The 23,604-nt window shown below is 67.1% G+C and carries 19 protein-coding genes and 1 pseudogene; 2 read left to right on the forward strand and 18 right to left on the reverse strand.

The genetic code is table 11. The features are described from left to right. Positions 1-345: 345 nt before the first annotated feature. From MRBLAR12_RS05735 to MRBLAR12_RS05820, 18 genes are all read right to left on the reverse strand, one after another. Positions 346-1,077 carry a maleate cis-trans isomerase family protein gene (locus MRBLAR12_RS05735; protein ID WP_364744271.1) on the reverse strand — a complete coding sequence of 244 codons (732 nt, stop codon included), beginning with the start codon at positions 1,075-1,077 and terminating at the stop codon, positions 346-348. Positions 1,078-1,085: 8 nt separating this feature from the next. Continuing rightward, positions 1,086-2,519: an amidohydrolase family protein gene (locus MRBLAR12_RS05740; RefSeq protein ID WP_229995376.1), complete on the reverse strand. Its 1,434-nt coding sequence runs from the start codon at positions 2,517-2,519 to the stop codon at positions 1,086-1,088. A 25-nt stretch (positions 2,520-2,544) separates the two neighbouring features. Then, positions 2,545-3,345 carry an aspartate/glutamate racemase family protein gene (locus MRBLAR12_RS05745; RefSeq protein ID WP_229995377.1) on the reverse strand — a complete coding sequence of 267 codons (801 nt, stop codon included), beginning with the start codon at positions 3,343-3,345 and terminating at the stop codon, positions 2,545-2,547. Further along, positions 3,342-4,025, reverse strand: coding sequence for a GntR family transcriptional regulator (locus tag MRBLAR12_RS05750; protein ID WP_229995378.1), 684 nt, complete (start codon positions 4,023-4,025; stop codon positions 3,342-3,344). The genes MRBLAR12_RS05745 and MRBLAR12_RS05750 overlap by 4 nt, the downstream gene beginning before the upstream one ends. A gap of 67 nt (positions 4,026-4,092) precedes the next feature. Beyond that, positions 4,093-5,448, reverse strand: a complete 1,356-nt coding sequence (locus MRBLAR12_RS05755; RefSeq protein WP_229995379.1) for an MFS transporter — start codon at positions 5,446-5,448, stop codon at positions 4,093-4,095. Between the two features lie 413 nt (positions 5,449-5,861). Further along, positions 5,862-6,203: a hydroxyisourate hydrolase gene (gene uraH / locus MRBLAR12_RS05760; protein ID WP_364744277.1), complete on the reverse strand. Its 342-nt coding sequence runs from the start codon at positions 6,201-6,203 to the stop codon at positions 5,862-5,864. After that, the gene (gene uraD / locus MRBLAR12_RS05765) at positions 6,200-6,697 is read right to left on the reverse strand and encodes a 2-oxo-4-hydroxy-4-carboxy-5-ureidoimidazoline decarboxylase (protein WP_364744280.1); all 498 of its coding nucleotides are present in this window, start codon (positions 6,695-6,697) and stop codon (positions 6,200-6,202) included. Before uraD ends, uraH begins: the two co-directional genes overlap by 4 nt. A 244-nt stretch (positions 6,698-6,941) precedes the next feature. Then, positions 6,942-7,778, reverse strand: coding sequence for an alpha/beta fold hydrolase (locus MRBLAR12_RS05770; RefSeq protein ID WP_229995382.1), 837 nt, complete (start codon positions 7,776-7,778; stop codon positions 6,942-6,944). 72 nt (positions 7,779-7,850) lie between these two features. After that, the gene (locus tag MRBLAR12_RS05775) at positions 7,851-8,978 is read right to left on the reverse strand and encodes a phosphotransferase (protein ID WP_364744283.1); all 1,128 of its coding nucleotides are present in this window, start codon (positions 8,976-8,978) and stop codon (positions 7,851-7,853) included. 5 nt (positions 8,979-8,983) lie between these two features. Next, positions 8,984-10,114: a phosphotransferase gene (locus tag MRBLAR12_RS05780; RefSeq protein WP_229995384.1), complete on the reverse strand. Its 1,131-nt coding sequence runs from the start codon at positions 10,112-10,114 to the stop codon at positions 8,984-8,986. Next, positions 10,111-11,433, reverse strand: coding sequence for a phosphotransferase family protein (locus tag MRBLAR12_RS05785; protein ID WP_364744285.1), 1,323 nt, complete (start codon positions 11,431-11,433; stop codon positions 10,111-10,113). The genes MRBLAR12_RS05780 and MRBLAR12_RS05785 overlap by 4 nt, the downstream gene beginning before the upstream one ends. Then, entirely contained in the window at positions 11,430-13,316 is a 1,887-nt protein-coding gene (locus tag MRBLAR12_RS05790) for an ABC transporter ATP-binding protein (protein WP_229995386.1), read from the reverse strand. The genes MRBLAR12_RS05785 and MRBLAR12_RS05790 overlap by 4 nt, the downstream gene beginning before the upstream one ends. Further along, positions 13,313-14,488 (reverse strand): glycosyltransferase family 4 protein, encoded by a 1,176-nt coding sequence (locus MRBLAR12_RS05795; RefSeq protein WP_229995387.1) that lies wholly within the window; start codon positions 14,486-14,488, stop codon positions 13,313-13,315. Before MRBLAR12_RS05795 ends, MRBLAR12_RS05790 begins: the two co-directional genes overlap by 4 nt. Beyond that, complete coding sequence (locus tag MRBLAR12_RS05800; protein ID WP_229995388.1) at positions 14,485-15,705, reverse strand: glycosyltransferase; 1,221 nt, start codon at positions 15,703-15,705, stop codon at positions 14,485-14,487. The genes MRBLAR12_RS05795 and MRBLAR12_RS05800 overlap by 4 nt, the downstream gene beginning before the upstream one ends. Further along, entirely contained in the window at positions 15,692-16,942 is a 1,251-nt protein-coding gene (locus tag MRBLAR12_RS05805; protein ID WP_364744410.1) for a glycosyltransferase family protein, read from the reverse strand. The genes MRBLAR12_RS05800 and MRBLAR12_RS05805 overlap by 14 nt, the downstream gene beginning before the upstream one ends. Positions 16,943-17,196: 254 nt before the next feature. Continuing rightward, positions 17,197-18,729: a sensor histidine kinase gene (locus MRBLAR12_RS05810; protein WP_364744290.1), complete on the reverse strand. Its 1,533-nt coding sequence runs from the start codon at positions 18,727-18,729 to the stop codon at positions 17,197-17,199. 53 nt (positions 18,730-18,782) lie between these two features. Then, entirely contained in the window at positions 18,783-19,448 is a 666-nt protein-coding gene (locus tag MRBLAR12_RS05815; RefSeq protein WP_229995391.1) for a response regulator transcription factor, read from the reverse strand. Positions 19,449-19,924: 476 nt separating this feature from the next. Next, positions 19,925-20,821, reverse strand: coding sequence for a serine hydrolase (locus MRBLAR12_RS05820; RefSeq protein ID WP_364744293.1), 897 nt, complete (start codon positions 20,819-20,821; stop codon positions 19,925-19,927). A gap of 136 nt (positions 20,822-20,957) precedes the next feature. Here MRBLAR12_RS05820 and MRBLAR12_RS05825 point away from each other — a divergent pair, with 136 nt between their 5' ends. After that, a complete protein-coding gene (locus tag MRBLAR12_RS05825) occupies positions 20,958-21,878 on the forward strand; it encodes a 2-hydroxyacid dehydrogenase (RefSeq protein ID WP_364744296.1) in 921 nt (306 codons plus the stop codon). 244 nt (positions 21,879-22,122) lie between these two features. Continuing rightward, positions 22,123-23,526 (forward strand): annotated as a pseudogene (locus tag MRBLAR12_RS05830) (HAD-IA family hydrolase); the annotation flags it as partial. Between the last annotated feature and the right edge of the window lie 78 nt (positions 23,527-23,604).

The following is a 23,604-nucleotide window of genomic DNA, read 5'->3' on the forward strand; positions in this document are numbered from 1 at the left end:
TCCTGAATCAGGGTATCCAGGGACTCCAGCCATTCGGCGGTCTCTTCCGGATCACGATCAGGCAGCTGGTTTGTCAACCCGCTGAGGATATGGGAGGTATCTTCTCCTGCAGCCACGTCCAACCTCTTTTCGTCGTTGAATGGTCGGCTCAAGTTTTCATTCTGTGAGAAAACTTTCTTGCAATTCGAGATTATCGACGCAGGCCGAGGCGCGTCAACATCTGCGGCGGGGCACCGCGGGTCCTGCAGTCACAATCGGGCGGAAGGGCGCCACAAGCAACGCGGGCTCAGATATGGCCCATTTGAGCCGCCGCCAGATTCGGCTGCATCTGAGCCCGCGTTGCTTTTAGGCTGAGGTGAGCAGCCTGCCCCAGCGCGGGGCCAGCAGCGGTGCGCCCGCCATCCTGAGGCAATGCCACAGCGTGACGGCCACTGAGTCCAGGACAGGAACGCCCGTTTCGGCCTCGATTTCGGCGGTGATGTTGGCCCCGTAGAGGTTGGTGCAGAGGTAGATGATGGCGTCCGGCCGGGCCGCCGCCAGCTCCAGCGACCCCGGACGCATCTCCTCATCGGCCACGCGGGCGAACGACTCGTTGTCGCTCAGGCCGAGGAACCGGTGGTCCAGCGTCTTGATGCCGTCCCGTCCGTACGACGCCACGATCCGTTCGTTGACGTCCTCCGTGTACGGAGTGAACAGCCCGATGCGCTCGGTGCCGAAGGTCCGGAACGCCTCCATGTAGGCCAGGGTGGATGTGGTGGCCGGGACGCCGGTGGCGTCCGTGATGTCCTCCACGATCCGGCGGTCATGGTCGGCGCCGAGCCAGGAGCCGGAGGTGCCGTTCCAGGCGATGACGTCCACATCGGCGGTGGCGAGGAGCTCGGCGGCCGACCGCATGACGGCGGCGTCGAATTGTTTGTCCGAGGATTTGTCCAGGGCAATCCTGGTGACCGGGATCCGGGCGAAGTGGATGGTCACGTCGTCGCGGTCGCCCAGGATCCGGTAGCTCTGCGGCTCGAGGCAGGTGTTGGAGGACGGCACGATCATGCCGATGCGGGTGGGGCGGGTTGCGGAAGGCATGGGTGCTCCTAAAGGGCAGCGGGGGCGGTGACGGGGTCGGCGGCCGCCTGGTGTTCGCGGAAACCGCTGCGGGGCACGAACCGGCCCACGGGACCCGGGTCATGGAAGCCGTTGGCGTCCAGCACCACACGTCCGGCGGACACCACAACGGCGGGCCAGCCGGTGAGCGTCCTGCCGTCGAACGGTGAGAAATCCGTTCCCATGTGCAGGGCAGCGCCGTCAACGGCGCGTTCCTCGGCCGGATCGAAGATGACCAGGTCGGCGTCGTACCCGGACGCGATGGTTCCCTTGCCCGGCAGGGCGTTGATGCGGGCCGGGCCGGCGGCGAACACTTCGACGAAGTCCTCCACGCGGGCTGCCCCGGCGGCGGCGTCCATCAGGGCGGTGAACGTGACGGGCATGCGGGTTTCCACTCCAGGCAGTCCGTGCGGCATTTCGCGGATGTCATCTGCGCGCTCCCGCTTTTGCGTGAGGTCGTAGCAGGAGTGGTCCGAAGCCACCGTGTGGATGGCGCCGGCGGCAAGGCGGTCCCGCAGCGCGGCGACGGTCTCCGGGCTGCGCATCGGCGGGCAGCAGGCGAACCACTCCGGCATCACCGATCCGTAGACACTGTCATCAAGGGTGAGGTAGTGCGGGCAGGTCTCGGAGTAGGCCTCCTGGCCGTGGCTGCGGGCCTCGGCGACGAGGTCTACGGCGCCCGGCGTGGACTGGTGCACAAAGTAGACGGGGGCGTTGGTGTACTCGGCCATCGCCAGGGTCTCCTTGACCGAGATTTCCTCCGCGAGTTCCGGGCGGGTCCGGTGCAGGTGTTCAATGCTGATCCGGCCGTCGTCCGCGTGCTGCTGGGTGCAGTCGGCAATGATGGGATCGTGTTCGGCGTGGATGTAGGTGAGGCCGTCGAGCCGGACCATCTCGCGCATGACCTTCAGGATCGTGTCCCCGTCGGCCATGGTGGTGCCCCGGTTGGTGGTGTACATCTTGACCGAACGGACACCTTCGGCGGCGAGCTGTTCGAGCTGCCATGGCACGGTTTCGTCCCACTGGACCACCGAGCCGTGGAGGGCGACGTCGCAGCGGGACTCGCGTGCCAGTTCCTTCTTGTGCAGCACCGCGGCCAGCGGGGTCTCGCGGGCGTCGCGGGGGATGCCGAAGTCGATGATGGTAGTGGTGCCGCCCCAGAGGGCAGCGGTGGATGTGGTCCGGTAGTCATCCAGGGTACGGAACCGCCCGGTGACCTGGGCGACGTGGCAGTGGCCGTCCACGCCGCCGGGAATCACCAACTGGCCGGCGGCGTCGATGGTCCTGGCGGCAGCGGGGACCGGCTCCGAAGCGTCCACGAGCTGGACGATCGTTCCGCCATGCACCACGACGTGCGCGTCCTGGCGGCCGAAACTGTTGACCACGGTGCCGTTGGCAATGACAAGGTCTGGGGTGTGGGACATCGTTGTCCTCCTTCGGGGAAAAAAGCTAGTGAGATAGGGCGGACGGTGCGGGCAACTGCGTACTGCGCTGCGCCGTCGTAAGAGCGGCATCGAGGTTTTTCGAGAGTCCCTTGCGGGGCTTGACCGGTGGCGGTGCGAAGGCGCCCGCCCGGTGCCGCCCGGACTGGAGGTTGACCACCGACTGGGCCATCTGGATGCCCGCGGAGATGCCGTCCACCAAGGGGACGGGGATCTGGCCGGCAAGCTCGCGGGCAAGTCCGGCGAGCGGCGCGCCGGCGAGGATCACGACGTCGGCCCCGTCCTGGGCGACGGCCTGGCGGCTGAGGGCCAGCAGGGTCTCCTTGAAGTCCTCCTGCACGGAACCGATGCCGTTGAGGCTCTCGTTGATGGAGCGGATCGAGGCCAACCGGCCGCCGAGCCCGAATCGTTCCACGCAGTCCTGGTACCAGGGCCGGATCCGGTCGGAGATGGCGATGATGGAAAACCGGTGCCCCTGCAGGGCGGCGGCACACAAGGCCGCCTCGGTAATCCCGATGACCGGGACATCTGTCAGTTCCTTCAGCGCGGGCATGCCGGGGTCTCCGAACGCCGCGACCACGACGCCGTCGATGCTGCTGCCGGACCCGTCGCGGGTGTACTCGGCGATGATTTCGGCGACGGCACCGGCGGCGATGAGGGATTCAAAGCGGGTTTCGATGTATTCCACGCCGTACCCGGCGGTCCGGACCACGAGTTCGGTCCCGGGGGAGGCGGAGCGGAGGGCCTCCGCTTCGATCAGGGCGGTGACGTCGTCGCTGATATTGGGGTTGATGACAAGGAGTTTCATAAGTTCTTCCGATGAAGGGCGGGTTCCGTCCGGCGAAAATCCTCCGGAAACTGTTCCCGGTATTTGTCGATGTGCGACGCCGATTGGGCGGCTGCCCGGTCAGGGTCGCCGCTGGCGATTGCGGCGTAGAGGGCCCGGTGTTCCTCGATGAGTTCGGGGAGGTCGCTCACGTGGCGGAAGAGCCAGTGCATGCGGCCCTGGAGCGGTTCGAGTGCGGACTTGAGGAAGCCGTTGTCCGCGATCCGGGTGATGGCATCGTGGAATTCGCTGTTGGCGCGGTGGGCTTCCATGATGGCGCCCCTGGCCAGGCAGCGGTCTGCCTCTTCCAGCAGGCCTTCCAAGGCGCTGAGGTCCTCAGGCGTGGCGCGGGCCGCAGCCAGCCGGCAGGCCAGCACTTCGAGCGACTGGCGGACGTCGAAGAGATCCTCCACGTCTTTGGGACTGAGCGAGCTGACCTCGGCACCGCGCGCGCCGCGGTCGCTGACCAGACCTTCCTGGCGAAGCATGCGAAGGGCCTCGCGGACCGGGAGGCGGGAGACATTGAATTCGGCCGCCAGGTCGCGTTCCACCAGCCTGGTACCGGGAACGTAGTGCCCTTCAAAAATCCTGGTGCGGAGGGTGTCCCGGACAGCCTCCCGGAGGGGGCGTTCCTTGTCCTGGGTTTCTTCTGCGGTAAGCATGGTGCTCCATTCGGGTTCTTGTGGCACTGCGTTCCCGGCTCCGGGAACAGGTGTTTCGTGGCCTAGCTTAGACAGGGAGCCGCTTGTTGTAGTTCAGGGTCAGCACGGATGCGCCCATGATGATCGCGGATCCCACGAAGTACAGCAGCGCCCAGGTGTAGGAGCCGGTGGCACCGACGATCAGGCCGACGGCGATCGGGGTCACGAAGCCGGAGATGTTGCCGCTGAAGTTCATCGCGCCGCCCAGGACGCCGGCGTTGGTCCGGCCACCCAGGATCGAGGGGATGCTCCAGAAGAGGCCCACCCAGCGAAGGAAGAACATGACGACGGAGAGGAGCACCACCGCCGTCGTCGGATCTGCCACGACGGTGACACCGATGAGGCCGCCGATCACTACGACACTGGAGGTGCCCAGGAGGGTGCGCATGACCCGGTTGGCCGAGGCGCCAGATGCCCGCCATTTGTCGGCGATGGTGCCGCCGAGGATTTCGCCGACGAACCCGGCACCGAAGATCACGAACGTGGACCAGCCGATGGTCTTCAGGTCAAAGCCCTTGGCCTGGGCCAGGTAGAGCGGGCCCCAGGTGAGCAGGCCGTAGAAGACTCCGTTGAAGCCCAGCCAGCCGAAGCACATGGCCCAGAAGGAGCGGAACTTCAGGTAGGGGAGCAGGGCGCGTTTGCCCTTGCTGCCGTCGAGCTCGGCTTCGGCGTCCTCGGCGGCGTGGGAGGCCTCGATGTACTCGGCCTCGGCGTCGTTGACTCCGCGGTGCTGGCGCGGATTGTCCCGGACGTACCACCAGACGGCGAGGCCCATGAGGACGGTGGCGGCGCCGGCGATGATGAAGGCGGTCCGCCAGCTGCCCGTCGAGGCGATCAGGCCTGCGATGAGGATGCCGCCCAGCCCGGCGCCCAAGGGGGCACCGGCATCCAGGATGGTGGCGCCGCGGCCGCGTTCCGATTTGTGCATCCAGATGGCGTTCAGCTTTCCGCCTGCCGGCATGACGCCGGCCTCGGTGACGCCGATGCCCAGGCGGGCGATGAACATGCTGAGGAAGCCGCCGGCCAGGCCGGACGCTGCCGTTGCGGCGCCCCAGCCGACGCAGGACGCGGTCATCACCTTGCGGGGGCCGAACTTGTCGATCAGCCAGCCGACGGGGATCTGCATGAGGGCGTAGGTCCAGAAGAAGGCCGAGAGCAGGAGGCCCACGAGCTCCGGGGCCATGTTGAATTCTTTCTGGATGATGGGCAGGGCGACCGAGATGGAGCCCCGGTCGATGTAGTTCACGGCCACGAGCACCAGCAGGAGGAGGAACATTTTCCAGCGGACGTTGGTGCGCCGTTGCACGCGGTCCTTGGAGCCTGTGGGGTCAGCGGGCTGTAGTGCGGTTTCGGTATTTGCGGTTTCGGTATCTGGAAGAGACACAACTTCTCCTTGATAGAGAGGAAAAATGCCGGCAAGTGATGAGGGTCGATTTGTCCGCGGGCCAGGATGCGGGGTGTGGGGCGTCCTGTTCGCGGCCTGTCCAGTGGTGATAGCGGGGCTGATATCAGCGCTGATATCAGTTCGGAGATCCGATGCAGATCCTGGGAGGCCGGGGCCCGGCAAGCTTACTTATTTTGGGATCCCGTTTTGGGATCCCAAAATTGAGAATAGAAGTGAGCTGGGCCACTGTCAAGGGTTGTGGGCCGGCCGGCCCGGTTCGCCGGGAAAATGTCGATTGTGACTGGCGTGGGGTTCCCGGGCGGGCGGCGCCGGGCATGGCTGCGCCCCGCCACCCGGCAGGGGACCAGCCCGGGGCTGAAGCCGTGGCGGGTGGCGGGGCGTGAGGGTGTTTCTTAGCTGCCGCGGTAAGTGGAGTAGGCGAAGGGGCTCAGCAGGAGCGGCACGTGGTAGTGGGACTGCGTCTGGGACACAGCGAAGGTCAGTGTGACTTCGGGGAAGAAGGTCTCGGTCCCGGCGGCGGCGTAATAGGCTCCGGTGTCGAAACCCAGCCGGTACGTGCCGGAGCCCAGGCTGGCGGGACCAAGTGACGTGACGCGCCCGTCGTCATCCGTGGCCCCGGCTGCGATCCTGACCCAGCGCTCGCCGTCGAGCATGTCCAAGGTGACGGCGACGCCCGCGGCGGGCTTGCCGGAGCCGGTGTCCAGGACGTGCGTGGTGATGTGGGAAGTGCTCATGCGCCGATCAGTCCTTCGAGTCGGAGTACCGCGATTTCGCGCAGCTGCTGGCCGATAACTACTTGTTCCTCTTCGGGAGTGTGGGCGAGCCTCGTGTGGAGAGCGGCGAGGATCTCCTCCCGGCTGCGGCCTGCCGCGCGGATCAGGAATACCTGGCCGAATTTCTGTTCATAGCTCCGGTTTCCCTCGGCGATGGCTGCGGCGACAGCCGGAACCGGGGCGCCAAGAGTCGCCTGCTCCGACTGGGAGAGCCGGGCCTCCGTGCTGTTTCCTGCGGCCCGTTCGCCGATTCGGGGATGGTGGGCCAGGGCGGCCCCCACCTCCGCATTGGTGAAGGGTTCCGCCGCGCGGGCGGCGGCTTCGAGGAGGCTTCCGGTGCTGCCGAAGGGCCGGGAATCGACCATCTCCTCAATCCACCGCTCAATGTCCAGGCAGGGACGCAGTGCGGCCGCGGCCTCGGCGCGTCCGGCCGCGTTAAAGTCTTCCAACAGCATGTGCCAGATCCTTTGTGTCAATGCTGGCATCCACGGTGTAGGGCTATACGGACAAGATATTCGTATCGTGGAACTGTTATTTCAGCATATGCAAAAAATTGAACCGTACCGTGTGACGGGTGTCAACCGGACTGTCGGATCCGCGGCGAATTTCGAAAAGTGCGGCGGTATCGGACAGGCGGACTCCCGATCCGGGATGCGCTTGTCCGAAATCGCCGCGGAAAGCCGAACGGTTTCGGCCCCGCTAGCTCGACAGGAACCGCAGCAGAACCTCGTTGACCTCCGCGGCGTGGGTCCACAGCATGCCGTGCGGGGCGCCGTCGATCTCCACGTACTCGGCGTTCGGCAGCGCCTTGGCGAACTGGCGTCCCGCGACGTCGATCGGCAGGATGTTGTCCGCCGTGCCGTGCACAATCAGGGCCGGGACATCGATCTTGGGAATGTCGGCACGGAAGTCCGTGAGCCAGGTCGGCTGCGCTGCCGCCGACGCCGTGGCCCCGCCACCGGTGGCGAGGTTCCACCCGGCGTTCATGACTTCCTGGCTGAGCCGGGGGGTGCCGAGGAAGGTCTCGCTGTTGTAGAAGTTCTTGAAGAATTCCGTGAAGAAGGCGTACCGGTCTGCCGTCACGGCCTCCATCAGCCCGTCGAACACCGACTGCGGGACCCCGCCGGGGTTGTCCTCGGCCTGCAGGACGTACGGCTCGAGCGAGGCCAGGAACACGGCCTTCGCCACCCGGGCAGAGCCGTAGGTGCCGAGGTATCGGCCCACTTCGCCGGTGCCCATGGAGAAGCCCACCAGCACGGCGTCGTTCAGGTCCAGAGTGGTCAGGAGCGTATTGAGGTCCGCGGCGAAGGTGTCGTAGTCGTAGCCGTCGGTGGGCTTGCTGGACTGTCCGAAGCCGCGGCGGTCGTAGGTGATGACGCGGTAGCCAGCGCCGAGCAGCGCAGTTGTCTGCTTTTCCCAGGATGAGCCGTCCAGCGGGTAGCCATGGATAAGGACCACGGCCTGACCGGATCCGTGGTCCTCGTAGTAGAGCTCGACGTCTGTGCTGTTTTCGGTTCCAACCTTGATGTAAGCCATGCCAGCGGTCCTCCCGGTTGCGTGCGGTTCGATCTGGGGCGGTCAATATTGGGCGGTCAATATGCAGTGCAGTCAGTACGTGGGCTCCACTTTAGCGGCCGGAACCCCCTCGGCCAGGGCCTGTTCACCATCCGGAAGGAGAAACTCCTCTGCCACGGCCGCCCACTGCGGCCGGAAGGAATAGAGGCAGCCCAGCCGCAAGCGGGTCGCGGCAGCGTAGGCGTCGAACCGGGCGGGGGTGACCCGCAGTTCGTCGGCGGTGGCGATGACGTGACGGTGGGCGGTTTGGTACCTTTCGGCGGTCAGGCGGTGTTGGCGCAGGCGCAGGCGCAGGTGCACGGCAAGGTTCGCGAGGTCGGCGGCGGCCTCGGCCCGGCCGGCTTCGTCGAAGTCCAGCAGCCCCAGGGGAGCGCCGGGATCCCCGGTGAATATCTGCTTGTCGTGGAGGTCGCCGTGGGACCACACGAGTGGGTCCGGATCGGTCCGGAGCAGTTTTTGGGCGGTCTGCCCTGCGGCCACACGCACGGCGGTGCGCTCGGGCTGTGCTGCCGGAATATCCCCGGCGTGCACCAGCCACCGGTGCACGATGCGTTGCAGGTTCTCCAGTTCGACGGCGGCCGTCCGGGGCGGGAGCGCCTCAAGGGTCAGGCGGTGCTCCGGAGCCCGGGCCAGGGAATGCTGCCGGACCCAGGCCCGGGACCATTCTTGCCAGGCTTCTTCGAACACGTCATCACTGACGGCTGGGTCGTTTCCGAGCTCGAACAGGGAACGGCCGGGCAGCGCAATGATCGTGAGGCAGCCCGGGGTGCAGGAAACAATTTCCGGGGTGCGGAAGTCCCCGGCGCCGAGGAGCTCGTTCATCCGGGCGTGCCTGCCCACCGCTTCGTCGGACTGGCGGGCCCGGAAGATCTTGAGGTAGTGCTCCCCGGCCCTGACCACGGCCCGTTTGTGGGCCCGGTGCACCACCACCTCACCCAGCGGCGACGCGTGCTTCAGGGCGGGCAGACGCCGGTCGCGGCCGTCCCGCAGAAGCTCCAGCTGCCCCGCCCGGAGGTGGGCCGCCCGGACCCCTGCCCGGTCGGCGGCGGCCAGTTCCAGGACATAGTCCTCCGCGGAGTCGTCGGGCCAGGACCGGATGACCTGCCATTCGAAGTTGTCCGCATCCAGGACGGCGGCCGGGACGGGCGGGTGCCAGCCCATGTGGATCAGCTCCGGGATCCGAGGGACCGGCTGGCGGCCAGGATGGTGGATCCGAAGGACTCACGCTGCTTTACCCGGTCTTCGAGAACGCGGGTCGCCAGCAACGAGCCCGAAGGGAGCGAAGAACAGGCCAGTCGCAGCCAGCGTGCGTCCGCGTAGGCATCGAACCGATCCGGGCTGACCTGCAATTGCTCGGCGACGGCCAGCACCACCGTGTGGGCCTTCAGGTATCGCGCCGACGTCAGGTTATTGCGCCACATGCGCCGCTCCAGATGGAAATCCAGGTAGGCGAGGTCGCGGGCGGCCTCGGCCCGGGCAGTATCGTCGAAGTCCAGCAGCCCGAACGGGGACCGGCCGTCGCCGGCGATAATCTGCCGGTCGTGCAGGTCTCCGTGGGCCCATACCAGCGGGTCCGGTACCGAGCCGAGCAGGTTCGCCGTGACGTAATCTGCCATGGCGATCAAGGTGTCGCGTTGGGTGGACAGTTCCGGAACATTCGCTGTGTGGCGCAGCCATCGTTTCAACCAACGGGCCACGGCCTTCGCTTCCACTTCCGGTGAATGGACCGGCAGGGCGCCCAGAACGGTTTGTCTGCTGGCATCAGACGCCGCGCTCAGCTGGGCGAGCCACGCGCGGGACCACTCTTCCCATGCGCCGGCAAACTCCTTCTCGCCGATCGTGAAGTAGTCCTCGCCGATTTCGCCCAGCGTCGGTCCGGAGAGGGCGCTCAAAACGAGGGTGTCCGGGGAGCTCTGAAGTACCTCGGGCGCCGTAAAGGCGCCGGCGTCCAGCAGGAGGTCCGTCTGAGCGCACCGTTCGGCCGGGACTGCGGCCCTGCCGGGCCGGAAGACCTTGATGTAGCAACCCTCCGCCCGGATGATGGCCCGCGTGTACGGCCAGTGGGCAATGATTTCCCCGCGCTGTCTTTCGGTCCGAAGGGCCGGCAGCTCGGGATCGTCCTCCGGCAGGACCTCAAAGCGGCCATGGCTCAAATGTGCTCCCCGGACGCCGGGCCGTCCCGCAGTCTCGACCTCCAGCAGGTATTCTCCGGGTTCTTTATCGGGCCACGCCTTGTGGACGCGCCACGCGGTGCCGGCGTCGTCGGTGTAATTCCAAAGCGGTGGGTGCCAGATCATGCGATCAACTCCAGGGCTCGGCGGATATGCCAGCTCGTGTCGGCCGGCCAGTCGCTGGCCCGGTTCCGGAACGGGTCGACGCTGTTCAGGAACAGCCGGAACGCCGCCCAGGTCTCCACCCTGGCCTGCGATACGTGGCCGCCAGCCTCGCGGTAACCGTCGATCAGCTGGGCCGTCTTGCGGCCACCGGCCACGGGCCCGGCACCTGGGGGGTCTGCGATGTCCTCCACCGCGGCAAACGACCCAAGGTCCCTCGCCGGGTCGGAGGTCCTGACACGGTCGAAATCGATGATGCGGACGGCCGGGCCGTCCACCAGGACCTGGTCCGCCGAGAAATCGCCATGGACCAGCACTTGCGCGGGCCCGTGGGGGCCGGCGGCGCCGACGGTTGCCAGGAGCCGGCTGGTGAGCCGGGCTACCGGAGCCTCGAGCCCCGGGAGCAGGCAGGTGATCATGGACCGCGTGGCGGCGAGCTGCCGTACCAGGTCTTCCACTTCCGCCGCCGGGTCCGGCCCGGTTCCCGCGTCCATTCCATGGATCGCCGCCAGGGCTTGGCCGGCCCGGTAGGCGGCCGGGTCGTTGTCGCCGCCGCTCAGGTCTCCGTGGCCCCAGTCCGGGGAGGCGCTGATGCCGTGCGCGGCGCATTCCACGTCGGCGAGTTCGGGCAGGACCGGGATGCCGTTGCTCTCCAGCCGCTGCCGCAGGCGGAGGCCTGCGGCAGCTTCGTCAGCTCGGACAGCGGTCTTGACGACGACGGGCACCGTCGCCGAAGGGACCCTGGCAACGAGCCTGCGCTCCGGGTTGTATCTCAGCACGCTGACCGGGGGGTCCAGGAACCGCTCTGCCGCGGGGAGTGCTCCGAGCCGTCCGAGCCCGTGGTCCCGGAGCCACCGCAGGTTGGGGCGCAGCGGCCAGTCCTCCTCGATGGGGCCGACAGCCACCACGACGTCGGCGTGGGGATGATCGGGTTGGACCAGCAGGATGCCGCCGCCGCGCTTTTGCGAACTGTCCGCCCGCCGCTGCAGTTTCTCGGCGTGCTCCGGTGCTGTGGTCGATGCCCAGCCGTAGCTGCCGGCCCCGTAGCCGGCCCGGCGGAAGGCGACGAGGGCCGAGTTGTGCGGTTTGTAGCGGGTCCTGGTGATCCGGACGCTTTCGCCCAGGAGCTCGGAGAGCAGCTCGTCGTCGAGGACCCAGTTCAGGCCCGGGATCCGGGTGTCCCGGGCCGCCAGGGCACGGTCAGCTTCGCGCCGCTGCGGCTGCAGCCATTGTCCCTGCAGCCGTTGTCCCTGCAGCCTTTGTCCCTGCGGGGCGATGCTCATGACGGCACCTTGAACAGGTCACCCGGTTCTGCCGTCTGCTGCCGATGGACCCAGTCGGCGAAGCGGGAATCGGGATCTGTCAGCAATAACTGCGGCGGCCCATCTTCGAGGATTTTGCCGTCTTCGAGCCAGATCACCCGGTCGCATGATTGGGCCGAGTTGACGTCGTGGGTAATCGTGATGGAGGTCTGGCCTTGGGTGAGTGTGTCCAATGCGCTGAGGACCGAATCCCGTGAGGCCGGATCAAGCCCGGCCGTCGCCTCGTCCAGAATCACAATGGGGGCCTTGCGGAGCATGGCGCGGGCGACGGCCAGCCGTTGACGCTGGCCCCCGGAAAGATCGTTGGCCGCCTCGCCGAGGACGGTTTCGTAGCCCTGGGGCAGTGCGCGGATGAAACCGTCGGCCTGGGCAAGGGCCGCCACGGCTTCGATCTCCTCATCGGTGGCATCGAGGCGGCCGAACCTGATGTTCTCCCGGACCGAAGTTCCAAACAGCACGGAGTCCTGGAGGAGGATTGAGACATGGGCACGCACGGAAGCGATCTTCAGGGACCGCAGGTCCTCACCTCCGAGGCTGACACTCCCCTCCCAAGGGTCCACCATCCGAAGGATCATGCTGGCCAGCGTTGACTTCCCGGCCCCGGAGGGCCCCAGCACGGCGCAGTGCTGACCCGCCGGTATGGTCAGGGTGATCCCCTTGAGCACCGCGGTTCCGTCGAAGTGACCGGCCCAGACGTTGTCGAACACGATGTCCGGGTGCGGGTTCTTGAGGGCGACGGCGTGCGGTGCCTCGGGCACGTCGCTCTGGGCCTCAAGCAGGTCTGCCACCCGTTCCCCGGAGGCCGTCGCGCGGGCGATACGGCTCGTGTACCTGGCCACATCCTTGAGCGGCCTTAGCCCGGTCTTCACGTAAAACAGGAAAACGACCAGATCACCGGGGGTCATCGCATGCTGCATCACCCTCCAGCCGCCGGCAGCCAGGACTACCGCCGTTGCGATTCCCGTCAGGACGTCGGTCTTCCGTTGCAGGCTGGCGGCCAGCCGCAGCGTGGTCACACCGGAGCCAAGTGCCGCCTGATTGCTCTTGCTGAAGCCCGAGCTGATGGTGTCTTCGAGTCCATACGCCTGGACTTCGCGCATTGCTCCGAGCGTCTGCGCGGCGGTGGTGGCAAGGGCGCTTTCGCCCTTGCGTGACTTGCGGGCCGCGGTGGTAATCGATCCCGAGCTCCTGCGGGACAACAAGACGAATATCCCGATGGACACGAACGTCACCAGGGCGATCAAAGGATCGAGCCAGAGCATAATGATCATCATTGCGATCAGCGACACGGTATTCCCGATGAGCGGGAGCCCCGCCGTGACGGCCACATCCTGCAGCCGGGACACGTCCCCGACGAGCCGCTGGACAGTGTCGCCGGTGGACGCGCGGCTGTGGTGGCGCATCGACAGGCCCTGGAGGTGGCGGAAGGTACGGGCGCGCAATTCGGAGGAAATCCGGGTACCCACGAGCGCAAACGAAATCGCGGACACGTAGCTGGCCAGGGCCCTGATGAGGCTGATGACGATCACTGCGCCGGCGCAGAGGAGCAGCACCTCCGCGCTCGCCTCCACGCTGAGCGGGGACCTGCGCAGATTGGCGCCGAGTGAGTGTGAGACGGAGTCCAGGACGATCTTCACTGGCCACGGCTCAAGAAGCCGGAAGAGGATTTCCGCGGCCATGGCAATGAATCCCCAGGTGATGAGCAGCCTGTGCCCGCGCAAATGCGGGCGGACGCACCGCAAGGTCCGCCGCAGCGGTGTGGGTTCAGCCGGCGCGTGGGTGCGGGTCCTTCGCCATAGGGTCCGCCAGCTGCGGGGGTGCGCATGCCTGGAAGCGGTGGTCATTGCCTTGCCAGTCTGCGTGCAGGCGGCAGTGCCTCGGTGATCCGGGACAGCACACTGCTCCAGCTGAACCTCAGCACGGCGTCGCTGCGGGCCTCGAGCCCCAGCCTGTCCCGCAGATTCGGGTCTTCGCCGAGCCGGATAAGGGCGTCCGCGAGTGCGGCGGGGTTCCCGGGCGGGACGAGGATCCCGGTGCGGCCGTCCTGGATGATGGACGGGATCTGGCCCACGGCGCTCGCGATCACGGGCAGCGCGGCCGCCATGTACTCAAAGACCTTCAGCGGCGAGAAGTAATCGTCCTGGCCGGGCGCGTCCGGGGGATAGGGGGCGGCGGCGGCGTCGAAGTCTGCCAGGAGGCCGGGCACGGCGGCCGGCGCAACGGCGCCGGTGAACACCGTCGGCACGCCGAGGGACCCGGCGAGGCGCTCGAGGTCCTCCCGGCCGGGGCCGTCACCCACCACGTGGACGTGCCAGCGCAGGCCCGGGTCAACGGTCTGTTGGTTGGCCAGGGCCACACCGTGCAGAAGGCTGGGGACACCGTGCCAGGGCTTCAAGGTTCCGACAAACCCGACCGTGAGGTGGTCCGGATTCCGGCGGCCGGGGCGGCGGGCCGGGATCCGCTCGACGTTCACGCCGTTCGGTGCCAGCACGGTCCTCGCGGTCGGCACCCGCGCCCGCACCCAGCGCACCACAGGATCCGAGACGCACGCAACGACGTCGGCCGTTGCGGCGTTGCGGCGGAACACCGTCTCAGCTTTTTTCACATCCAGCAACTGACGGTACCGCTGCTGCTCCTCGATGAGCGGGGCATTGACCTCAAGTACTGACGGCACATCCAGGATGCGGGCCACCACGGATAGTGCCGGGCTGAACAGCGAATAGCGCTCGTAGAACAGCCCGCAGCCGTTGCGAAGGACCTCGTCCGCCAGGCCCAGCGCGGCGTCCTGGACCGCCCGTTCCCGCGCGGGGCCGGGGACGGATTCCGGCTTGACTTCGACGACGTCGAGATCGGCAAGATCCTTGGGCCGCTCGGTGCCGAGCCGGGTGCAGTAGACCGTGACGGCGGCGCCGGTCCCGCGCCACGCCCGGACGATTTCCTGGACGTGCACGGAGGAACCCTTGGTGCCGAAAACAGGCACGCCCGGGTCGGCGCAGAGGTAGGCAACGCGTGTCATGCGACTCTCCTTTCGGAACGGGAGAGGGACCTCAGGAGTTCGGCCTGGCGGTGGACGTCGTAGTCCTCCTCGATCAGGGCGCGCGCATTGCGCGACACGGCGACCCTGTCTTTGGCGGGGGAGCTGAGCGTGCGGATGCCGCGGGCCAGGGCGTGCGGACTGCCCGGCCGGACCAGGACTCCGGTGGAGCCGTTCCGGACCACCTCGGGGATTCCGGTGACGGACGTGCTGACGCAGGGGACGCCCGTGGCCATGGCCTCGAGCAACACCGTGGGCATGCCGTCCGCGTTGCCGTCGGCGCCGATCACGCAGGGCGCCACGAAGATATCGGCGGCGTGGAGCAGTTCGTGGATCTGGTCCTGGGTCTGGGGGCCGAGGAGGCGGACGTGCTCGCGTAGCCGGAGCTGATCGATGCTGGCCTCCAGCTCCTCGGCCATGATCCCGGTCCCGGCGATCCGGAGGTCCATTTTGACCCCCTGGTCCAGCAGTTCGGCGGCCGCGGGCAGCAGGTGCTGGAAGCCTTTCTTCTCTACCAGGCGACCGACGGCGGCGATCCGCAGGGTGGCTCCGAGCGGGCGGGGCTCCCGGTACGGGAAGCGCTCCAGCTCCAGGCCGTTACGCACCAGATGGAGCCTGGACGTCGAGTCCGGGAAGCGGCGGCGCAGGTAGCGCATGTTGTACTGGCTGATGGTCACGGCGTGGTGGGCCTGCTCCAGCTTGATCCGCAGATCCTCGTTTTGGACCGATTCATGGAAGATATCCACCGCGTGGGCGGTGAACGAGAACGGGATTCCGGTGATGAGGGACGCCAGCCGGGCCACGGTGGTGGCGCCCGAGGCGAAGTGGACGTGCATGTGCTGGATGTTCCGGGCCTGGAAGGCGGTGGCCAGATTGATGGCCTGGACGGCGTCGTCTGCCGTGGCGGCGGCGAGTTCGCCCAAATTCCGGCCGACGGCGGCCGTGAGCCCGGCCGCCTCGGCCATCCGGAGGCTCTCCCACAGGGCCACAGTCTTGATGGGTCGGTCAATGTACGTCACCGGTGCCTGGACCCGGGCGAGTTCAGGGTGGAACCGGGGGTCGTTGGTGGGCCGGAGGGAGAAGATCTCGATCCGGTCCCCCGCCGCCTCGCGGGCAAGGATCTCAGAAACGATGAACGTTTCGGAGAAACGCGGATACATCTTCAGGACGTACGCCGTCCCCGGTTCAAACGGCGACACGGCTGTCACCACCCTTCGCGCGCGTTCCGGCAACGCTTTCGTTCGCCTGGAACTGATCGGCACTGACCTGATCGGCGCTGAACTGATCGGAATCGGCCAGCGGCTGCAGCAGCTCGGCGGCCAGCTGCGGAACCCGGATCAAGCCGTCCAGCACCGCGCGGCGCCGGTCCACAGTGGTGCCGAGCCGGGCGGCAAGCCAGCCGGCAAGGATCTCGGGCGTCAGCGTGCCAATGTCGTGTTGCTCCAGGTACCCGGCCGCGGCCAGGGACGCGGCCCGGATCTGCTGCTCGGCGCGCGACTGAGTGCGTGGCACGATCAGCGCGGGGACAGGGGTGCTCATGATCTCGCACACCGTGTTGTAGCCGCCCATAGCGACGACGGCGGCGGCGTGCCGGATGTGGAACACGATGTCATCGACTGCGGACACCACTTTGACGCCGGGACGGGCGTGCTGGCGGAGGTCGTTGAGCTGCTCGGCGGGCATCTGCGGTCCGGCGACCAGTAAGTGTCCCAGCCCGTCCGGAACCGGCGCGGCGACGGCGATGCGGGCCAGGGCATAGCCGTCCGAGCCCCCGCCGACCGTCGTCATGAAATACCGGCCGGGCATGCAGCTGGTGCCGGAAACCGAAGGGCGCCCCTCAGCGAGGTAGCCCGTGTACCGGATGAGCTTTCGGAGGGCGAACGGTATCTCGCCGCAGGCCACGGGATCGTGGACGGCGGGATCACCGTAGACCCAGATGGCATCGAACAGGGCCTTGACCACGCGGGGCCCGCCCAGCCTGGCCCATTCGCTGAGGGCCGCGGCGGGCGAGTCAAGGACCTCGCGGAGGCCGAGGACCACGCGCACGGGCCCGGCGGTGCGTGCGCGCCGCAAGGCTATTTCGAGTTCGCCGTGGACGCCGGTGGCGTGCCGGTCCACCACCACCAGATGGGGGGCGAAGCCGGCCAGCGTTGCCTGCAGCAGGCTGGCCCGCAACGGCACGAGCTCATGCATGGGCAACGTCAGGTTCCGGGGCAGGTAGCCCGCGGACCCCTTGGCCACGCCGGGAAGAAGCACCCAGTCCCAGCCCTCGGGCAACCGGAACGCCGGGGCCAGTGCGGTGCCGGTGATGAGGATTCCGGTGACGGGGCGGCCGATCAGCCCGGGAAGCTGATTGTTCAGAGCATGGGCCAGTGCCAGATTCCGACGCACATGTCCCAGGCCCACTGAATCATGTGAGTACAGCACTATCCGCATTGGCTCCACTGCAAATCCTCCCCCGCCCCCGGTGCCCCGGATATGGCTGCGATCGCAACTGTGTCCGGTGCCGGCGCTGTCTGATGGTAGTTATCAGCCTGCGCCCCGAGAGTGAGGGCGGGATGAGGAGAAGATTAAGGATTTCTCATCCAACGCCGTGCCTAAGCGGCCCCGTGCTTAGGCACGGGCCAAGGTTGGATGCGGGCGTGAGTCAGCCGGCGGGCCAAATCCGACGCGGACGCCGGTGGACCAGCTCAGACGCGGACGCTGGCGGACTGCAAGGGGATCCCGATCAGGAACGTGGCCCCGTGGCCGTATTCGGATTCCACGGTGGCCTGGCCCCCGTGCGCCTGGGCGATGGCCGAGACGATTGCGAGGCCCAGTCCCGAACCTTCCTCGCCGCGGCCCGTGTGCGCCCGGCCGAACCGTTCGAAGATCCGTTCCTGATCCTCGGCTGCGATGCCGATCCCGTCGTCGCGCACCCACAGCAGGAGGGTGTCCTGTGGGGGCAGCGAAGTGCCGTCGTCCGCCGTCGGGTGCTCAATCCGGGAGCCGAGCGCGATCGTGGAGGACTGCCCGGTGTACTTGACGGCGTTGGCGGCGAGCTGGACCAGGGCCTGGGTGAGGCGCTGCGGATCCGCCTCCACCACGTAGTCGGCCCTTTCATCGATCTGCCAGTTTCGGTCGGCCAGGACGTGCACTTTCTCCATGACCTGGTCCAGGAGCTCCGGGATCCGGACGGGTTCACGCCGGATGAACCCGGGGTCGCCCGAGTTGGCGAGCAGCAGGAGATCGTCCACCAGGCGCTGCATCCGGTCCACCTCGTCCAGCAGCACGTCCCTCGTGGCAATGACATCGTCAGGATCATCCACCGTCACCAGCTCGAGGTGCCCACGGAGAATGGTCAGCGGGGTCCGCAGCTCATGTCCGGCGTCGTCCAGGAACTGCTGCTGTTGCTGGGCGCCCTCATCCAGCCTTTCCAGCATGGTGTTGAAGGTCTTGGCAAGCAGGGTGACGTCGTCCTCGCCCTTGCGGACCTCCACCCGCTGCGTGAGGTCTTCCGGGCCCACCGCCCTGGAAGTCTCGCGCATACGGCGGAGAGGGTCGAGCAACCGCCCGGCAACGATGCCGCCGATCACCGCGGCAGCCGAAAGCATGCCGAGGGCCACCATCGAATATGTCCGGACCGAGCTTGCGTTGTGTTCTTCCTGGTCGCCCGCGTCCCGGCCGACCAGGAAGAACGTCCCTGGGGCGCCCTTCATGGGCACCACCACAGTCCTGAGCGGGCGGCCGTCCGAGTTCAGCTCGCCGAAGGACACGCCGAACGGGTTCCGGAGCTGGGCGGCGTCGGCAAACATCGTGCTGTCCAGGAGGTCTCGGTCCCCGCTGCCCTCAACGGTCCATGCCACCCGTCCGTCCACGATCCCGGCCATGACCTCGTTGCTGCGCGGTTCGATGTCCTCGGCGGCCTCGTGAAGTGCGCTGATGTACGTCCTGTTGGCGTAGTCCCCGGACGTTTTCTTTTTGGTCTGGACGATCTTGACCACGGAGTTGGCCTTGTCCAGCACCGCCTGGTCGATCCTGGCATCGGACTCCTGGAACTGGACCACGAACGTGACCAGCCCCGCGGTGACCAGCCCGGCGAGCATCATGCCCAGCATGGCGGCCACCACGCGGAATCGCACCGAGTGGATCTTTGCGCCCCAGCCGGACGGGTCCTGGGATTCCGTCGAAGGGGAGACAGCCGCCTGGCCGTCCCCGCCGGGGTGTTCATCCACAGTGGCCACTTCCCTTCCTGTGACGATCAGCTGGCCTTGCAGCGTTTTGCAGAAGGTCTTGCCTAGCTCAGGCGGTACCCGGCGCCGCGGGTGGTGAGGATGCGCTCGGCGCCGAGTTTCATCCGCAATTGGCGCACGTACACGTCCACCACATTGGACGTGCCGTCGAAGTCGTAGCCCCAGACGTGGCTGAGGAGTTGCTGCCGGCTCAGGACCTGCCCAGGGTGGAGCAGGAACATTTCCACCAAGGCGAATTCGCGGGCGGAGAGCTCCACCATCCGGCCGTCGACGCTGACGGTGCGGGTGAGCAGGTTCAACTCCAGGGGCCCGTAGCGCATAACGCTTCCCGCCAGCACATCGCCGGTGTCCCCCTTACGTATCCGCGCCCGGATGCGGGCCACGAGTTCCTCAAAATGGAACGGCTTGACGATGTAATCGTCCGCGCCGCCCTCCAGCGCCGCGACGGTGTCGGTGGACGAGCTGCGGGCTGTGAGGACAATGACCGGGATGCCCACCTGGCCTCGGCGCAGTGCCGCGAGGACGGCGTAACCATCCAGGCGGGGGAGTCCAATGTCGAGGAGCAGGAGATCGAATTCGCCGCTGGACGCGTAGTCCACGGCCGAGACGCCGTCGGCGACGACGGTGGGCGCGTAGCCGGCTGCGCGCAGGCCCTTTTCGATGAAGCGGGAGATGCGTTCTTCGTCTTCTGCAATGAGGATGCGGATCAAGGTTACTCCCTGGAAAAAGCCCGGATCCGGGAGGTCCCCCCTGGGCCGCGCGTCGGCGCGGGCCTTATTCGCGGGATCCTGGCCTGCCCCAAATACTGCGGCGTCTCGTGCACACGAGCCGGAGAAAATCCGAAGCCCCAGCAGCCTCGATCTGCCCGGAATGCGGGCGGGGTCCGGGCCCCATAGTGCGGGGCCCGCGGGTTGGTCGGCGCGTTTCCGGTCAGGGCGGCGCGTCGGGCCGTGCGGGACCGGAGGCCCCGGCGTCGGCGGGACGGCCGGTTCGTAATTCAAAAGGAATCAACATCTGGTGCTCCTCCAGGGGACGCCCAGCATCGTGGAGTTCCGTCGGGCAGCTTCGGCTGAGACTGTTCCGGCTTCTTTCATCCTGCCCCCGTAATGGAGCGTGCGCCACCTTTGAAGGGTCGATTTTCAGCCTATTAACAGCTCACACGCAACATCACGCCAAGTCTGTCGTGTTAGCGCCCGAACAGGGCGCCGGTGACCTGGTGAGTCAGGTCGTGGATGAGGTCCAGACGGTTCGCGCTGTCGGCGTCGTCCGGGCCCCACGTGTAGATGACCACCGCGTAGGAGCGGTCCCCGGCGCTGAGCAGCGCGGCGTCGTGGACGTAGCCCTGCACCACACCGTACTTGTGGTGGACCGTGATGCCGGGGGAGAGCGCCGCCGGGATGAGTTCCTCGTCATTGGTGTGCTGCATGTAGCCGAGCAGCTCCGCGGTGTGATCCGGGTTGAGCAGCTTGCCCGTGGCGAGCTGCTGGAGGAGCCGGACCATGTCCGTCGGGGCGATGAGGTTTTTCTCGGGATCGTAGGTGATGCCGAGGGTTGCGGCGTAGGCGGTGAGGTTGGAGTAGCCGATATCCCGCATCAGCAGCAGCCACGAGTCGTCGCTGCTGGTGTTGATCATGGCCTTGAGCTGGAACGCGGCATTGAACGAGCCCAGGGGAGCATCGAGTGACTTTTCGCCGGTCTCCACGAGGTGGTAGTAGGCGGCGGCCGTCAGGACCTTAGCGGTGCTCGCCGCCGTGTACGGTGCCACGTCGCCGTAGCTTTGCAGCTGACCGTCGCGGGTGTCCATCACGGCGACGCCGATCCTGTGATCGGGGTGTTCGCCGATGATCCGCTGGATCTCGGCGGGGAGGTCGACGACGGCGGGCGGCGGGGTGGCCGGGGCAGCGGCGGACGGGCTCGGCGCCTGCTGGTGGGCGACGGTAAGGAAATCTCCTTCCGTTGACGGGACGGTGCGGATGGCGCCGAGAACCACGACGGCGGCCAGCACCAGCGCGGCGGCGGCCCAGACCAGGACCATGTTCCTGCGGTGGGTGGGAGCGGCCGGCCGGGGGCCCGGATTCGTCATGTGCGTGGGCCTTCCGGACTCGACTGGGGTGGTGCCTCCGACGTTAGGCCGCGCCGGGGGCGAAGTCCACGGAGCGCGCGGGGCGCGGCCAAAGTCGGACGAAACTCCCGCATCATGGTCCACTACGCTGGCACTCATGAGCCGGAAAATTACTGTCAGCCTGCCGGACGCCTCGTTGCGTAAATACCTTCAGCCGCACGCAGACGTCACGATCCTGGAATGGGACCTCACCGGTGAGCCGCCGCTGCCCCGGATCGACATCGTGGTGCCGCCCTACATGGGAGGCCCGCAGGTCCTGCAGGGGCTGGAACGGGTGGACACCGCCCTGGTGCAGAGCCAGTCGATCGGGTACGACGGGGTGGCGGAGTTCCTGCCGTCCGGACGGGTCTTCGCCAACGCGTCCGGCGTGCACGAAACCTCCACGGCGGAGCTGGCACTCGCCCTGATCCTCGCCAGCCAGCGCGAGTTGCCCCGCCTGATCCAGCACCAGCAGGAGGGCAGCTGGGATGCCAGGCCCACGGCCAGCCTGGCCGACCGCCGCGTCCTGATAGTTGGCTACGGCGGGGTGGGCAAGGCGATCGAGGACCGGCTCCTGCCCTTCGAGACCAGCGTGACCCGGGTGGCCAGCACGGTGCGGATGGATGAACGCGGCCAGGTCCACGGTATTGCGGAACTCCAGGCGTTGCTGCCGGTGCACGACATCGTGGTGGTGGGGGTTCCGCTCAGCGGCTCCACCCGGCACCTGATTGATGACGCTTTCCTCGCGGCGATGCCGGACGGCGCCCTGGTGGTGAACGTGGCCCGCGGTCCGGTGGCGGACACCGATGCCCTGGTCCGGCACACCGCCTCCGGACGGATCCGCGCCGCGCTGGACGTCACCGATCCCGAGCCCCTGCCGCAGGACCACCCGCTGTGGCTGGCCCCGGGTGTCATCATCAGCCCGCACGTGGGCGGGGCGAGTTCGGCGATGCGGCCGCGGATGGGCCGGCTGCTGCAGCGGCAGATCGAGCTCATGCTGGCAGGTGAGCCGCCGGTGAATGTGGTGCTGAACGGCTGACAGCTGAGCGGCTGGGATCGACGGGTCCAAGGCCCCTGTCTTTGCCGCCCTCAGCGGAGTAGCACTGAATAGCCAGGGCTGCGGTCGGTGATGCAATCCGCGCCCGCCGAGGGAGGAACCGCGCATGGCGCCCGAACCGCAGGAGTGGAGTGCATCGTCCACGGCGGCATCTGCCATGTCCCCGTTCGATGCCGTCATTTTTGACCTCGACGGGGTGGTCACTGACACAGCTGAAATTCACGAGATGGCGTGGAAGGAGCTATTCGATGGCGTCCTCCAGGATCCACGCGTACCCGGCACGACCGGTGGGGACCCCTTCACGGGCAGCGACTACCGGCGCTTCGTCGACGGTCGTCTGAGGGAAGAGGGAATCCGCGCCTTCCTCGAATCGCGGGGAATCGCCATTCCGGCAGGACAACCTTCCGATCCGCCCGGTACATGGTCCGTAGCTGGACTCAGTGCCCGCAAGAACGAGATCTTTAATCGGAGACTCAAGAAGGGCCGTGTTCGGGTGTTTGCCGGGACGGTGGACCTGCTCCGGAGACTGCGTAAGGGGCACATGAGGACGGTGCTTGCCTCCTCAAGCCGGAACGCCCGAGCCATTTTGAAACGCGCCAGGCTGCTGGACGATTTTGATCTCATCATTGACGGGCGGGCTGCAGCGGCTCTCCACCTGCCCGGGAAACCTGATCCTGCCCTTTTTCTCGAGGCGGCCCGTCAAATTCGTGTGCCCGCGGCGCGGGTGGCCGTAATTGAAGACGCGGTGGCTGGTGTCCAGGCCGCGCGGGCCGGAGGCTTCGGGCTGGTTGTCGGGATCGACCGGGCCGGGCAGCGTGCCGAGTTGGAAGCGGCAGGAGCCGACGTGGTGCTCAATGATGTCAGCGAATTCGATATCGGCCTTGTTCTTGCCGATCCCTGGCATCTCATCTACGAAGGCATGGATCCTGCCCACGAGGGCCATCGGGAGGCGCTGACCACCCTGGGCAACGGGTACATGGCTGTCAGGGGAGCCGCGCCGGAAAGCGCTGCAGACGGAATTCACTATCCGGGAACGTACCTGGCCGGGATCTATAACCGCCTCACGAGCGAGGTCCATGGGCAGCAGACCGAGGATGAGCACATGGTGAATGCGCCGAACTGGCTGCCTGTGGACGTTGCCGTGGTACCTGGCCGCTGGTGGTCGGCTGGAGGGCTCCGGTTACGCAGTGAGCACCGCGAACTCGATATGAGGCGGGCACTATTGTCTCGGACGGTCGTGCTCGAGACCGATGACGGCCGCCAGCTGGAAGTCATGCAGCGCCGCCTCATATCCGCGGCGCAGCCCCATTTGGCGGCGCTGGAAACGACGTTGACGGCGCGCGGCTGGGACGGGCAGCTGCTGGTTCGCGCCGCTCTCGATGCGGGGGTCACCAATTCAAACATTCACGCCGATGCCCTGCTGGCCCACCGGCATCTGCGTCCCGTGTCTTTTGGAACGACGGCAAACGGAACCGACTGGATCGAGGTGGCCACCAGCAGCAGCCATATCAGGATTTGCACGGCTGCCCGAATTCTTGGGCCTATGGCCGGGGTCCAGGAGCAACAACCAGCGCCGGACGCCACTGCGGCTACCCGGCTGAAAGGCAGGCTGTACCGTGATGCCCTGCTTGAGCTGCGGGCCGGGGCGCCAACAGCCTTCTGCAAAATGGTTGCGGTGGTTTCTTCGCGGGACACAGCCATATCGTCA

It is taken from the genome of Arthrobacter sp. LAR12-1-1.1 (assembly GCF_040676555.1).
Taxonomy (GTDB): Bacteria; Actinomycetota; Actinomycetes; order Actinomycetales; family Micrococcaceae; genus Arthrobacter.